Genomic DNA, 14,304 nt, shown 5'->3' with positions numbered 1-14,304 from the left:
GACTCATTTCCATTCACATACAATTCTTATACAAATCGATACATTCGATTCTCCCTGCTCACTCGGCGCCTTATCTGCTCATCGCCTGCTGATGCCCGGTAAAATCGGGCCTGAGTTGCAATAAGCAGCTAGGATCAGCTGATTACCCTTTAACACCGCCCCACCCCCCGACACTAAGCCACCGACACTAAGAGTGCCCACTCATGGAACAGCTCCCAAAGCCTTCTCGCTCCCCGTGGCATGCAGGTGAAAAAAAGCTTCACCAACAGCTCGGCGTGTCCGAGCAGATGGAGGCTTTTGGTCCGAAGATCATCCGCAACTACCTGCCTGATCAGCACCGGGACTTCTACCGGCAACTGCCTTTTATAATCGCGGGCGCGGTGGATTCAGAGAGCAGACCATGGGCAACCCTGATCGAAGGGCCGGAAGGCTTTGTCACTTCATCCGATCCAACCCACCTGACGCTGCAAGTCTCACCTGACCAGCAAGACCCTGCGGCTGCGGGACTGCAAACAGGCGATGCCATCGGCCTGCTGGGTATCGAGTTGCATAAACGGCGCAGGAGTCGCGTCAACGGGGTGATCACGCAGGCTGAAGATGATCGACTGGAGATCGCCGTCGAACAGGCTTTCGGCAATTGCCCCCAGTACATTCAGCAACGTCAGTATTCGAGATCGCTGGAGGTTTCTGGCGATAAGCCCCAGCGCCTGGACTTCGCTGAACTGAACGAGCGAACCACGACGATCATTCGCGATGCGGATACGTTCTTCGTTGCCAGTTACATCGATCACGCGGACCAGCAACGCTCAATCGATGTATCCCACCGTGGAGGACGGCCGGGGTTCATTAAAGTGGAAGGCAATCATCTGACCATCCCGGACTATGCCGGGAACCTGCACTTCAATACGCTGGGCAACCTTGAGCTTAATCCCAAGGCTGGATTGTTATTCGTCGACTTTTCAACGGGCGACATGCTGCAGCTTTCCGGGCGTACCGAGCTGATTCACGAAAGCCCGCTGATCGCAGCCTTCAAGGGCGCGGAACGCTTGTGGACACTCGATGTGGAAGCAGTGGTTTGGCGTCCGGCAGCCGTCTCGATTCGCTGGGCTTTCGAGGATTTCGCACCGACCAGCCTGATGACCGGCACATGGACCGAGGCGGATCGACGACTCAAGCAACGCTGAGCAGCGCCTGAACTCATGACTCAGCCCCAAGCCCAAGGTGTTCCCTTAACGTCGAACCTTCATACCCGGTGCGAAACAGCCCCTTGCGCTGCAAATGCGGAATCACGCTTTCGACGAACTCACTGAAAGAGCCCGGCAAATACGCTGGAGAAATGACGAAACCATCGCAGCCGCCGCGCAGGAAAATATCTGCCAGTTGATCAGCGATCTGCGCGCCGGTACCCACCAGTTGCGGCACGCGAACGCTGCTGGCGAAAATCCTGCCGAGCTCTTCCAGCGTGGTCTCAGCACCCTGCATCAGCAACTTCTCCGCAGCAGCGGCATGAATCAATGGCGACCCGGCAATTTCTGCCAGCGTCGCCGACAGAGGGAATGGCGACAGGTCGACGTTCAACTGCGAGGCCAGTGTCACCAGGCCCAACTCAGGACGCGCCAATGCGTTGTGCTTGTCGCGTTTGGCGCGGGCCTCGGCTTCAGAACCACCAATAAACGGCATCACTGCCGTCAACACCTTGCAACTGTCTGCCGTACGCCCTTGTTGCACCACTTGCCCGCGCACGTCTTCACGGAATGCCTGCATGGCTTTGAGGTGCGGATGGATGGTGAAAATCGCTTCGGCCCAGCGCGCGCCAAAGCGCCGACCGCGCCCTGAAGAACCCGCCTGTATCAGCACTGGCCGACCTTGAGGGGTGCGCGGAATATTCAGCGGCCCTTCAACCTTGAACCACTCACCCTGATGCTGCACCGGATGAATTTTTGACGGATCCGCCAACACACCCGCCTCACGGTCCAGCTTCAGCGCGTCATGCTCCCAACTGCGCCAGAGCTTGAGCGCCACCTCGACAAACTCGTCGGCGCGGTCGTAGCGCAGGTCATGCTCAAGATGTTTTTCCTTGCCGAACAAACGTCCTTCGCTGTCGTTCATCGACGTCACGATGTTCCAGGCGGCGCGGCCTTTGGACAAGTGATCGAGGGTGGCGAACTCTCGCGCAATATGGGCTGGCTCGTAATAGGTGGTCGAGCGTGTGGCCCCCAGGCCCAGCTTGCGGGTCTGGCCGACCAGATAAGACAAGATCGGCAACGGGTCCAGGCGCGTGGCGTCTTGTGCGCCGTAACGCAATGCCACGTCACGGGAGCCGCCCATCTGATCACCTACGGCAAGACGATCAGCAAAGAACAGAAAGTCGAATAACCCCTCCTCCACAACACGCGCAGTGCGTGCGTAATACTCGGGATCAAGGTAGTTGCCGAGGGTCTCGGGATGACGCCAGGCCGCGTGACTGTGAATGACCGGCCCGGTCAGCAAAAACGCGGACAGGTGAATTTGACGGCTCATGTGCAGCTCCAGTCGAAGGGGTTGAACCTCACGCTATTTGCCTTGTGGCGCCCAGATATTCATGCCGGAAGTTTTCAGCGGCTTGGGGATCAGTTTTGCCCCGTAATAGGTGTCGGCAATGCGCTGCTGCTCGGCCAATTCTTCGGGTTTGACGGGAATGATGTCGTAGCTGCGACGGCTGTTAGCCAGCTCCACGGTTTCTACAGGGATGTTGCCCCACACCGGCGCAAGTATTTTCGCCGCGTCTTGCGGGTGCGACTTCACCCATTTGCCAGACTCGCGCAGGGTGTCGATCACTACCTGCAAAACCTCAGGGTGTGCGTTGGCAAAGCTGGTATTGGCGAGATAAAAGCGGTTGTAGTTGGCCAACCCCTGACTGCCATCAGTGATGACTCGCACCTGATGCTCGCGTTGTTGGGTGGCCAGGAACGGGTCCCAGATTGCCCAGGCATCGACCTTGCCGCTGGCAAAAGCGGCGACACCGTCCGGTGCTTCCAGATAGCGCGGCGTGATGTCATTCAGGGTAAGCCCGGCTTCTTTCAGCGCCGAGATCAGCAGGAAGTGACTGCCAGAACCCTTTGAGACCGCTACGGTTTTACCCTTGAGGTCGGCGACACTTTTGATCGGCGAGTCCTTCGAGACGATGATCGCCTGAGCACTGGGCGATGGCGCTTCACGTGCGTAGTAGGTCAATGGTGCATCGGCGGCTTGTGTGAACAATGCAAAGGCGTCAGCCACATCAGCGTGCAAATCAACCGCCCCGGCATTCAACGCACTGAGCAGCCCGCTGCTGAACTCATGCCAATTGACCGTGAACCCAAGCGGTTTGAGCCGTTCCTCCAGTTGGCCGTTTTCCTTGAGCAGGATCCACAGCGTGGAAGAGCGCTGGTAACCAATACTGATGGTCTGTTCGGCATGCGCGGTTACTGCTGCGAGCATCAGCCCTGTCGCGAGAATCAGTTTTCGTAGGGTCATGGAATCCTTCGCCTTTCGAGGAGGCGCTGACCGTCAGGGAAAGTATGGTCAGCACCCTTAAAATTCCATTTAATTATAATAATTTACGGAAACTATTGAAGAACCGTATAAACATAAGCTTATGCCGTTTGCTCAGTAGCAGATCAGCCACCAACGTCTAATTATTCCTCGATCAGAAGCGTGATGCCGCGAAAGGTGTGATGTCGAGAGGCGCAGCCTCACCCGCAAAAAGACTGGCCACAACTTGTGCAGTCATGGGTGCGGAAGCAAGGCCGACATGGCCATGACCAAAGGCATGCACAACGTCATGCGTCGCCCGGGACGCGGCGATCACAGGCAGCCCATCGGGTGTTGAAGGTCGATTGCCTTGCCAGCGCGATATCTTCAACTGCGCAGGATCGTCGCCGAGCCCGGGATACGTCTTCAACAAGTGATGCAGGAGGATATCGGCGCGCTTCCAGTCAGGCGGGCAGTCAACACCGGCGAGCTCCACCTGACCCGAAGCGCGCAATCCGCCCAGCGTCATGGTGTTGGCCATCTTGCCGTCCGAAGGCATTACCGGTATGCGCGGGCCGCTGGCAGGCTGGGCAATTTCGACGTGGTAGCCCCGCTCGCTTTCCAGAGAAACCCTGTCACCGACACTTTTCGCGAGCACTTTGGAGTGAATACCGGCGCTGATGACCGCGCCATCACAGACAACCAGGCCCTTGTCTGTGCGCACGCTTTGCAAACGGGCATTGCTGATGTTGAATCCTTCGGCCCGCGCCCGGATCAGCTCGCCGCCGAGCGAAGTAAAGCTATTCACCAATCCCCGCACATAAGCACCGGGATCAAGGCAATGCCCACCACTTTCAAGCAACACACCGAAGGTGTAACGGCGGTTCAGCGCGGGCTCGAATTCATGCAGCGCAGCAGCGTCCAGCTCCCACCATTGAATGCCATTGTCGCGCCGTAGCTGCCATGAAAAAGCCTCCAGAGCGAAGGCTTCACGGTCCGGATAAACGTACAGCAAACCGTCCTGACGAATGAGCTCCGGTACGCCGCACGCGGTGGCAAGTGCCAGATGCCGCGCAGGCGCATCGGACAACAACGTCGACAGGATCCCGGCTGTTCGGGCGGCCCTGGCCGGAGTAGCACCCGCCTTGACGAAGCGGATCAGCCACGGTGCGAGCCTCACCAGGTACTGCCAGCGAATCGTGAATGGCCCCTGAGGATCCATGAGAAAACCGGGGACCTTTTTCCACAGCCCTGGCATCGACATCGGAATGATCGAAGCCGGACTCACAAACGCACCATTGCCGTAACTCGCTGCCTGCTGGCCTCCCGGCTCTTGCGGCTCAAGAATCGTCACGCGATGGCCGTCCTTGAGCAAGGCCAGCGCAGTACACACGCCAACGATGCCGCCGCCAATGACAACGATGTGCCGGGACGAGATTGCTGCGCCCTCTTTCATACTCGATGCACCACTCATCGTTCAGCCAGAATGCGCGCATTGCCACGCAGCGAGGCTTCACTGACAGAAATGCCAAGCCCCGGCCCGGTCGGCACAATCACAGCACCATCACGGTTGGGGATGCGCTCCTCCAACACGTCTTCGGTCAGCACGTGATGCGGCATGTAGAACTCACAACCCAACGACATGCCCGGCGTTGCCGCAATGAACTGAGTCCCTGCGGCCAGCGCTACACCGCCCTCCCACAACGTGCCGCCGTAGGCCGGGATATGCACGGTGTCGGCGATGGCCATGATCCCCTGTGCCTTGAGAATGCCACCGGCTTTCATCAGCTTGACCGAGATCGCATCGGCCGCGCCGAGACGGATGATTTCCATCAGATCACGGGCGTCAAAACAGCTCTCATCCGCCAGAATCGGCGTATCCAGTGCATCGGCAAAAGACGCCATTGCCGCCAGGCAATTACGCGGGACCGGCTGCTCGATGAAGGTCGGGCGGAACTGGTCGACGTCTCGCAGAATGCTGATTGCGCCAAAGGGTGCCAGCGCCTGGTTGTAGTCGAGTCGCAAATCAATCGAGTTGCCGAACTCGCTGCGCATGGCCTCTAAATGGGCCATGTCCTCGGCGTGGGGTTTAACCCCGGTCTTGACCTTGAAGATTCGGTTACCTGCCGGAACCATCGCCCGCATCCGCTCCATGTCCGCTTCAAAGTCCGGATCGGCAATCGAAAACGAGAGCGGGATACTGTCGCGCACTCTGCCGCCCAGCAGGTCGGCAATGGATAACCCGCAGGATTTGCCGAGGATGTCGAACATCGCGGTCTCGATGGCGAGTTTGGCTTCACCATGGCCGACCAGTGCCGTGTCCATTGCCAAGGTGGTGGCCCGAATCGAGCGAATGTTTGCCCCGATCACCAAAGGGCGAAGATAAGTGTCGATCGCGGCGAATGCACCTTCAGCTGTGCCGGTAAAGACCTCCCAAGGCGCAGCCTCTCCCCAGCCGACAATGCCGGAACTTGAAGTCAGCTCAACCAACACACGCTTTACGCTGCCTTTAACGTTGCCCACGCCCTGAAGACGCGCCATTTTTATCGGGCTTTCAATCAAGAAGACCCGAAGTCTTTGAATGCTTTCGTTGGTCATGGTCATGACTCCTCCGCCCGCAGCGCAGCCTGAACGCATCAAGGACTGGGCACGATTAATGTGTATGAAACCGGTCAAGCGCTGTTTAACGGGCGCCGTTACCTTTATGAAAGTGGTTTAGAAAGTTGCGCGTCGCTTCTTCGCGAGGGTTGTCGATCGTTTCGCGTGCAGGACCATCCTCAACCACGTAGCCGTCACGCATGAACACGACTCTGTCGGCCACTTCGCGCGCAAAGGCAATCTCATGGGTCACGATCACCATCGTCATGCCATCGGCCGCCAACTTCTGCATTGTGGCCAATACCTCGCCGACCAATTCAGGGTCCAGGGCTGAAGTGGCTTCATCAAAAAGCATCACTTCAGGTTCCATGGCCAACGCCCGGGCAATAGCCACGCGCTGCATCTGACCACCCGACAAGGTCTTGGGCATTTGCCGCGCGCGGTCAGCCAGCCCCACCTTTTCCAACTGCGACATGGCCAGATCACGAGCGACGCTCTTGCTCAGCCGACGCACATGGACGGGGGCCTCCATCACATTTTCCAGCACGCTCATGTGAGGGAAGAGATTGAAATTCTGAAAGACCATGCCGGTGCGCGCACGAAAAGCTGCGAGCTCTTTGGTGCCCGGTGGTCGACGCCCCTGACCGAAAAGGAACGTGGTATCCCCCACGCGGATTTCGCCTGCATCGGGTTCAACCAATAAATTGATCGAACGAAGCAGCGTTGACTTACCCGATCCGGATGGCCCGATCAGCGAGACTACGCCGCCCTCCTCAACCCTGAAGTTGATGTTCTTCAACACTTCCAGCTCACCGAAACTTTTGCGCAACGCAGTGATTTCGATCTTCGGTTTCGTGGACATTATTGGATGGCTCCGTGTTTCTTCTCGCGATAACGCACGATAAGGGTGAGCGGAAACAGGATCACAAAGTAGGCAACGGCCACGGCTGAATAGGTTTCGAGCGGCCGAAAACTGTCATGGGCAATCATCTGCCCCTGATACACCAGATCGGGCACGGCCAACACAGAAACCAGAGAGGTATTTTTGAATTGCATGATCGACTGGTTCATCAGCGCAGGCACCATGCGCCTGATCGCCTGGGGCAGAATGATCCGCCGCATCGTCAGCATCGGAGTCATGCCCAACGCCCCGCCCGCCTCGCGCTGGCCCGATTCAATGGAAACGATGCCGCCGCGGATGATCTCTGCGTAGAACGCACCGCCGTAACAGGACAAGGCAAGCAGCGACGCGGTGATCGGCGTCATCTCGATACCCGCCAGAATCGGCAGCGCGTAGTAAAACCAGATCAGCTGCACCAGCACGGGTGTGCAGCGAAACACTTCAGTGAACATCAGCGCGACGGCGCGCACCGGCATAAAGCGCGACAGCAGGCCCATCGCCGCCAACAGACCAATAACCAGCCCTCCAACCACGATGGCAGCGGTAAAAGATACCGTCAGCCCCAGGCCTTCCAGCAACAGCCAGCGGTATTCCCAGAGTGCAGAGAAATCCCACTCATACATGTCAAAACCCCACGTCACATAACCAGGTTTGCAAACGGCCCATCAGCAATGAGGGGTTATCAGATTTCGAAGCCTTCAGGGAAATCCTTCTGGGTGACATTAACCAACGCCATGTTGCGCATGATCGCGTCCTTGATGAAGCCGTTTTCACGGTGCTCGGTTATCCATGCATCAACGAACTCGCGCCAGGATGTATCCTCCTCACGACGGAAGCCCGCGTTGGAGGTCGTGGAGTTCAATGGGGTTGGCACGATCAACTGACCGATCGCCGGGTTCTTCGCGCGCAACGCAAGCGCGAGCACCATCACCAGACACTGGGCGTCTACACGACCGGATTGCAGGGCCGCCGTCGCATCACTGGCGGTTTTCAGACGGGAGACCGTAGCGTTCGGCGCCAGGCGGGTCACGGCGCTATCGTGTGAAGAGCCCGCATCGACACCTATGCGCATCTCAGCGGTATTGAAGTCTTCCCACGTCTTCGCAGTCACCGACTTTTTGGCAATAAAGGTGAACGAGTTCTTGAACACCGGACCCGAGAAATCGATGACTTTCTGGCGCTCTGGGGTGGGGTTCAACCCAAAGAACACATCAATCTTGCTGGCCTGCAGGTCCAGCACCGAGTTGCCCCAGGTGGTTTCCAGAATCGAGAGTTTAACGCCCAGATCATCTGCAAGCTTCTGGCAGATGTCGATGTAGAAGCCGCGCCATGGCCCCCCGGTCAGGCTTTTCTGATAGTAAGGCGCGCCATCGGCGATGGAGCCGATACGCAAGACGCCCGACGACTTCACACGCTCAAGCGAACTGGCTGCTTTGGCACTCAGTGAAACCAACCCCGTCGACGCACTGATGACAGTCGCCCCAAAAAGCTTGGTAAATCTTCTGCGCGTAATCATGAAAACGTTCCTTTTTTCTGGGCCACTTGTGATGTTTTGGACTCATCATCTCGCGAAAATCTGGTTGGCAGTCGAAAAAAGACAGGTGAAGCAAATGTCGATTGGACAACGCACCTGACCGAAACCAGGTGCTGTTCGACTTATTGTTGGCAGATGACTTCTGCTCAGTGCAACGCAAGAAAACTGTACTCAAGGTCGCTGTTACCGGACACCGTAGAATGCTGCATGCACGGCGTATGACGAAGCGTCCTAACCAGATGCAGATTCTTACGACATATTGATGACACAAAGCTTTTTACAACTGAAGCCTTGAAAAATGGGGTCGTCATGACTAAAAATCATGCCGCCCTCACTCAGGATCAATGCCATGCGCCGATTTCTACCCTCGCTCTCCGCGCTTCAGGCATTCGAAGCCTCGGCACGGCATTTGAATTTCACTCGAGCAGCGGAAGATCTGTCCGTGACGCAAAGTGGGGTCAGCCGCCAGATCACCAATCTGGAACAGTTCCTGGGCATGCGCCTGTTCGAGCGCTCGGGTTCGCGCCTGATCCTTACCGATGCAGGCAGCAAGTACGTTCAGGACGTGGTGCCTATGCTTAACCGGCTCGAAGAAGTCTCCATCGATCTGGTCCGCGGGCGCAAAGCGGATGCGTCGCTGATGATTGGTGCCAACCCTACATTCGTCTCGCGCTGGCTAGCGCCGCGACTGGAAAACTTCGTTCAGCAGGCGCCTGAGATCCCCGTCGAGGTTAACCCGATCGAAGCCGACGTTGACTTCAAAACGTGCGGTTTCGATATCGCCATCATGCGCGGCGCGGGTGCGTGGAACGACGCCAGAGCGCTGGAGCTGTTTGCCGAGGAGCTTGTGGTAGTCGCTTCACCCAGGCTGATCAGCGTGGGTGACAAGCGTGATCAGCTGGATTTTTCCACAATCCCCACCCTGCAGAACGCAAGCCGACCGAGCCTTTGGCTGCAATGGCTGCGCGCCTCGGGATGCGTCGGCACGGGGCTTATTCAGGGCGTACGGTTTTCTCAGAGCGAAATGCTCATCAGCGCGGCGGTCAGCGGCCTGGGTCTTGCGGTCGTACCCATCCATTACGTCGAACGAGAGCTGCAACGCGGCGAGCTTCATATGCCGTTTGGCAAACCGGTGCGTTCGGGGGAGTCGTATTGGGTGGTCAGCCCAGAGCGCAAATCGCAAAAGCAGCATGCGCTGCTTTTTCGCGACTGGCTGATGCAGCAGACGCGGCAGAGTCGAAGCTGATCCAGCGTATCACTGCTCTGCTTTGACTTCCGCCCACACCTGCGATCTGAGCGTTTCGATATCGGCGGGGATGGCCTGGAGTGCGAACAAGGTACTGAGCGTTTCCGCGTCGGGATAGATTGCGGTGTCGTTGTGAACGGAAGCCTCCACCAGCGCCTCAGCTTTCTCATTGCCATTCGCGTAATGCAGGTAATTAGAAATGCCGCTGATCACCTTGGGGTTAAGCACGTAGTTCATGAAGGCATAGGCCGCTTTTTGATTGGGCGCGTCTGCGGGGATGGCCATCATGTCAAACCACATAGGTGAACCTTCCCGCGGTAGCGCGTAGTTGATTTCTACGCCCTTGCCTGCTTGCTGCGCCTGATGCTGCGCGAGCATGACGTCCCCGGAATACCCTACCGCCACGCAGATCTTGCCGCTGGCCAGATCCGTTATGTAGTCGGTGGAGTTGAAATAGCGAACGTAGGGCCGTACCGCGCGCAAAGCTGCTTTGGCCTTGGGGTAATCCGCAGCGTTTGTGCTGTCGGGAGGAAGGTTCAGATAGTTAAGCGCAATCGGCACAACGCTCGCGGCACTGTCGACCATTGCCACGCCGCATTGAGAAAGCTTTTTCAGGTTTTCGGGTTTGAAGATCAAATCCCAGGAATTCAGGGGCATGTCCTTGCCCAATACCGCTTGGACCTTGGCCGCGTTGTAGCCGATGCCGGTGGTTCCCCATAGATAAGGGAACGCGTATGCATTGCCGGGATCGACGTTTGCCAACGCCTGAAGTAAAACCGGATTAAGGTTCTTCCAGTTCGGCAACTGGCTCTTGTCCAGTTTCTGCAGGTTGCCGCGCTCAATCTGGCGAGCCAGAAAATGACTCGACGGCACCACGATGTCGTAACCGGAATGTCCCGTCTTCAGGATTTCGTCCAGCGTCTCGTTGCGCTCGTAGGTGTCGTAAGTGGCGGCAATACCCGTTTCTTTCTGGAAATTAGTCAGCGTGTCTGGTGCGAAATAATCCGTCCAGTTGAAAATCTTCACCGTTGGCGCAGCCTGACTCATCGACGTAACCAACATCAGCGGAACGAACGCTTTGGCGAACATCTTGTAGTCCTTGTTAAGTGTGAGAGTCCCACTGCGCGTGGCTGCACCGATGCTAACCGATTGACCTCATGCGGGAGGACAATATTTTAACTATCGCGGGGTGTTAAATAGCAAATACAGGCCTGATGCCGGGGCTCTCCTGCTTCTACTGGAGTTACAGTAGGGTTTTTAAAGCTGATCAATCGCGAAGGTAAGCTGAGCAGATGGCCGAATGGGAACGTAACAGAGGGACGAAAAGGACTCAGAATTGGGCGTTGCTGATTGGCCTGCTGATCATCGGTTTTTTCATTGATGGACCATGGCCCGACAGCGACTCATCGAACCGCAAGCGGGTTTTCAGCCCGGGTTTCATATCGCTGTGCGTGATCGTGGCGACACTTGAACTGGTGATCTTGAACGGGATGTATGGCGAGGGTCGCTAACGGATTAAGGCTTACCAGAAAGAAGTGAAGACATTTGCCGTTTTCATTCACGTTTTTTTCACGCCCTGCCCCGTATGGTTAACCCAGCTCCTTCATGACTTTAAGCCCGTTGATCCCCATCGCGGGCTTTTCTTTTGCCTAAAATTCGGCTCTTTCAGCCCGGAATAACACTCTCCAGTGCCTCAATCAGCTGGGCGGAAGCTCTGTACAAGGGTGCGTGCCCGCGCATCAGTATTTGCGCGCTGCGACGGTAGGCAGCAGCCTTGACTTCGATATGTCGGCCTTCAGTTCTCACACTGACGGTGGTATCCAGTTTGCCCGCCGGATTCTCGATGCTCACCTCGATATCTGAAAACGAGGCAACAGGCTCAGCAATACCCACTGCGATCTTATGAGCAACAGTCCCCGGTAACAGACACGCAGCGGCAAGACAGCAGCCGCCTGAAACAGCCATCGACGCATGCCCCGTTTGCGGCGTGAAATATCGCACCGCAATATTGCCTCCATGACGTGGAGCGCCAACGATACAGACCTTGGGTATGGTCTCGCTTCGCTCCAAATCTGCAAGGCTCATAAGCTCACCATCACGGCGGCGCAGGCGCATCTTGAGCCCTGCCTCAATCCAGACTTGACGTAGCTGCGCCATGAACGTTTTGTCAGCCTCAAGCACCGAAATGGGCTCATGCCCCGTTTTGCCAAAGCCCGCCGCATCAGCGATGACCATCGGCACCGCGACATCGACGCACGAAACGTCGTGCCCGGCGACCCTGTCGAGAACATTTCCGGTCGGCAAGAACGCGCCAGTCTTGTTCCCTACGGGCGACTGCAGAAACAGATCGACGCTGGGAAAGGCGCCATGAACGCCCGGAATTTCAGCATTGATGAAACGCCCTTGCTCATCGCGATACATCCGCGCAAGCGTCACGACGCCAGTGTTGGTGTTCTTGATTGGTACTTCAAAGGTTCCGCTGGCAGGTGCCGGTATAAGCCCTGTATCAAGAGCCCAGAGCGGCAACGCAGAAGACATGTTGCCGCAGTTCACACTCCAGTCGATAGCGCTATGATCGCTCGCCAGCTGGGCAAGCGTGCTGATGATCTGTGGCCCTGCCGACGTTTCTTCGATCCGGGCCAGGAACACTTTATTGCTGGTGGCCGGGCCTCTGCCGAGGCCGGTGATCTGCCGATTCCCTGGCTGATCGCCTGACAGTGGAACGCCCATCAGATGACGCAGCACCTCTGCACGCAGTTCTTCATCGCGGGGCAACAAAGGCTCCCAAATCACTACGCCAGTCGAAGTGCCGCCACGCATGTAGTGCACAGGCAGCTCGACGACGCCGCACCGAAGGTGACTGCGAAGCGTGAACTGACTGGAAGGTGAGGATCGGGATTCGTGCATGGAGTACTCCATAGCTATCGGTGCGTACGCTGAATGAGCAGCCTTGTTCAAAGACTCGCGCCCGATCATCTGACCGGACCTGAACAAGCGCTGAGATAGCGCATCCTACAGACTTGTACCCCTGAAAATCGAGTCTCCCCCGACGTCCAGACTGCTTTAAATATGGAGTTGAATTATCTGGCCGCCGAGTGCGTAATTGCATTTAATTGACCATTTATTTCCAATCTAACCAGTCAATTGCATTCGACTTGACCAGTAACGCTAATAGTAGCTATGTCGTAATGGGTACCAAGTTGATGTCTGATGGAGCGTCTTGATGAGCACATGGCGACCAGGGGCGTTCTAAAATCGTTTCATTTCAAGCTTCACCGCATTTAGAGGCCTACGCTATTGAGGGTAGAAAATTGACTTAGCGCAGCTATCCGGACTTGCCGGACAAAGGAGCGAAATGTGTTCAGTAAACTCAGCGCATTCGTATTACTGGCCTCTGGCATTTTGTCGCAGAGCACTTGGGTTCATGCTGAAGATTCAGCAGAACTTGCTAAACAAGCCCTCAACCCCGTTGCAGCGATGTACAGCCTGCCTGTGCAATACAACTGGGACCAGAAAATGGGTCCTAGTGGAGGCGGCATGCGCAGTCTCACAAACATCCAGCCTGTGCTGCCTTTCACTTTGAACGACGACTGGAACCTGATATCTCGCACGATTCTGCCGGTCATTGATCAACATGGACTCGCGCCTGGAGGCGCAGCTGATAAATCCGGGGTGGGCGATGTCACTCAGAGCTTTTTCTTTTCTCCGAAGAAGCCAACCGACAGCGGGTGGATACTAGGCGCTGGTCCAGCTATTTTGATACCAACCGGGAGTGACGACCTACTGAGCAGTGAACAATGGGCCTTGGGACCAACAGTCGTGGCGCTCAAACAATCTAATGGATGGACACGCGGAATTCTCGCCAATCACCTATGGGGCTTAGACGACAGCCCGCCAGACGAGAAGGACAAGGTTAATTCAACCTTTCTTCAACCCTTTCTGTCATTCACAAACAGCCAGTTCACTACCTACGGAATCAACACTGAGTCGACCTACAACTGGCAGTCTCGTGAGTGGTCGATACCAATCAACCTGATGGTCACCCAGCTGTTGAAAATCAAAGGCCAGCCTCTGACTGTGCAGGCTGGCCCCCGCTATTGGATAGAGAGTCCCGATGATGGCCCGCAGGGCTGGGGTTTCAGGGTTGCGGTAACGTTCCTGTTCCCAAGGTAAAAACCAGTAACCATTTCATCAGCCCTATAACTAGTGTCGTTGTGGCATCTACTAAGCTCGTCCCCTACTTATTGTCACCTGTTATGAGCATCACACAGGCTTAAGTTCATTAAAACAAGCAACCGGTGCTTACACTGTTTTATGCCAAAGGTATTAATCCCTGACATAGTGTGTCTCGCAGTTGAAACACCGGAATACTGGCTAGAAACATATTAATCAGATAGTTGACCAACGGACAGAAACGCAGGTGACGTACTGCTGCACCTGCGTTTTATATGATTATTAAAAATGTGAAATATTTACCACTCGTCGATTAAATACAGAGGCGCAAACGCTACGCATTTGATTTGTTCACTCATG

Annotated in this window: 12 protein-coding genes and 1 pseudogene; 4 read left to right on the top strand and 9 right to left on the bottom strand. The window is 56.2% G+C overall.

Annotated elements, in window-relative coordinates; genetic code table 11:
• Positions 1-203 precede the first annotated feature (203 nt).
• Positions 204-1,181 (top strand): annotated as a pseudogene (locus AUC61_RS16920) (pyridoxamine 5'-phosphate oxidase family protein); the annotation flags it as partial.
• A gap of 16 nt (positions 1,182-1,197) precedes the next feature.
• On the opposite strand, the gene AUC61_RS16915 reads toward AUC61_RS16920, so the two are convergent.
• The 7 genes from AUC61_RS16915 to AUC61_RS16885 all read right to left on the bottom strand — a co-directional run bounded on the left by AUC61_RS16915 (position 1,198) and on the right by AUC61_RS16885 (position 8,507).
• Positions 1,198-2,520, bottom strand: coding sequence for an LLM class flavin-dependent oxidoreductase (locus AUC61_RS16915; protein WP_243247343.1), 1,323 nt, complete (start codon positions 2,518-2,520; stop codon positions 1,198-1,200).
• A 33-nt stretch (positions 2,521-2,553) separates the two neighbouring features.
• Positions 2,554-3,495, bottom strand: a complete 942-nt coding sequence (locus tag AUC61_RS16910) for an aliphatic sulfonate ABC transporter substrate-binding protein (RefSeq protein ID WP_243247342.1) — start codon at positions 3,493-3,495, stop codon at positions 2,554-2,556.
• Positions 3,496-3,667: 172 nt separating this feature from the next.
• Positions 3,668-4,948 (bottom strand): NAD(P)/FAD-dependent oxidoreductase, encoded by a 1,281-nt coding sequence (locus AUC61_RS16905; RefSeq protein ID WP_243247341.1) that lies wholly within the window; start codon positions 4,946-4,948, stop codon positions 3,668-3,670.
• A gap of 14 nt (positions 4,949-4,962) precedes the next feature.
• Positions 4,963-6,090, bottom strand: coding sequence for an enolase C-terminal domain-like protein (locus tag AUC61_RS16900; RefSeq protein ID WP_243247340.1), 1,128 nt, complete (start codon positions 6,088-6,090; stop codon positions 4,963-4,965).
• Positions 6,091-6,175: 85 nt separating this feature from the next.
• Positions 6,176-6,952 (bottom strand): amino acid ABC transporter ATP-binding protein, encoded by a 777-nt coding sequence (locus tag AUC61_RS16895; protein ID WP_243247339.1) that lies wholly within the window; start codon positions 6,950-6,952, stop codon positions 6,176-6,178.
• Positions 6,952-7,614: an amino acid ABC transporter permease gene (locus tag AUC61_RS16890; protein WP_243247338.1), complete on the bottom strand. Its 663-nt coding sequence runs from the start codon at positions 7,612-7,614 to the stop codon at positions 6,952-6,954. The genes AUC61_RS16895 and AUC61_RS16890 overlap by 1 nt, the downstream gene beginning before the upstream one ends.
• Before the next feature lie 59 nt (positions 7,615-7,673).
• Complete coding sequence (locus tag AUC61_RS16885; RefSeq protein ID WP_243247337.1) at positions 7,674-8,507, bottom strand: transporter substrate-binding domain-containing protein; 834 nt, start codon at positions 8,505-8,507, stop codon at positions 7,674-7,676.
• A 367-nt stretch (positions 8,508-8,874) separates the two neighbouring features.
• Here AUC61_RS16885 and AUC61_RS16880 point away from each other — a divergent pair, with 367 nt between their 5' ends.
• Complete coding sequence (locus AUC61_RS16880) at positions 8,875-9,771, top strand: LysR substrate-binding domain-containing protein (protein ID WP_243247336.1); 897 nt, start codon at positions 8,875-8,877, stop codon at positions 9,769-9,771.
• 9 nt (positions 9,772-9,780) lie between these two features.
• Here the strand turns inward: AUC61_RS16880 and AUC61_RS16875 are convergent, their stop codons facing one another.
• Entirely contained in the window at positions 9,781-10,860 is a 1,080-nt protein-coding gene (locus tag AUC61_RS16875; protein WP_243247335.1) for a polyamine ABC transporter substrate-binding protein, read from the bottom strand.
• Between the two features lie 203 nt (positions 10,861-11,063).
• Here AUC61_RS16875 and AUC61_RS16870 point away from each other — a divergent pair, with 203 nt between their 5' ends.
• The gene (locus AUC61_RS16870; protein ID WP_243247334.1) at positions 11,064-11,282 is read left to right on the top strand and encodes a hypothetical protein; all 219 of its coding nucleotides are present in this window, start codon (positions 11,064-11,066) and stop codon (positions 11,280-11,282) included.
• Positions 11,283-11,436: 154 nt separating this feature from the next.
• Here AUC61_RS16870 and AUC61_RS16865 read toward each other — a convergent pair whose 3' ends face one another.
• A complete protein-coding gene (locus tag AUC61_RS16865) occupies positions 11,437-12,678 on the bottom strand; it encodes a PrpF domain-containing protein (protein ID WP_243247333.1) in 1,242 nt (413 codons plus the stop codon).
• A 480-nt stretch (positions 12,679-13,158) separates the two neighbouring features.
• Between AUC61_RS16865 and AUC61_RS16860 the strand changes: the two genes are divergently transcribed.
• On the top strand, positions 13,159-13,944 hold the full coding sequence (locus AUC61_RS16860; protein ID WP_243247442.1) for a transporter: 786 nt from the start codon (positions 13,159-13,161) through the stop codon (positions 13,942-13,944).
• The last annotated feature ends 360 nt before the right edge of the window (positions 13,945-14,304 follow it).

It is taken from the genome of Pseudomonas maioricensis, assembly GCF_022790535.1.
In the GTDB taxonomy this organism is placed as follows: Bacteria; Pseudomonadota; Gammaproteobacteria; order Pseudomonadales; family Pseudomonadaceae; genus Aquipseudomonas; species Aquipseudomonas maioricensis.
This window is presented reverse-complemented; position numbering and strand designations above follow the sequence as displayed.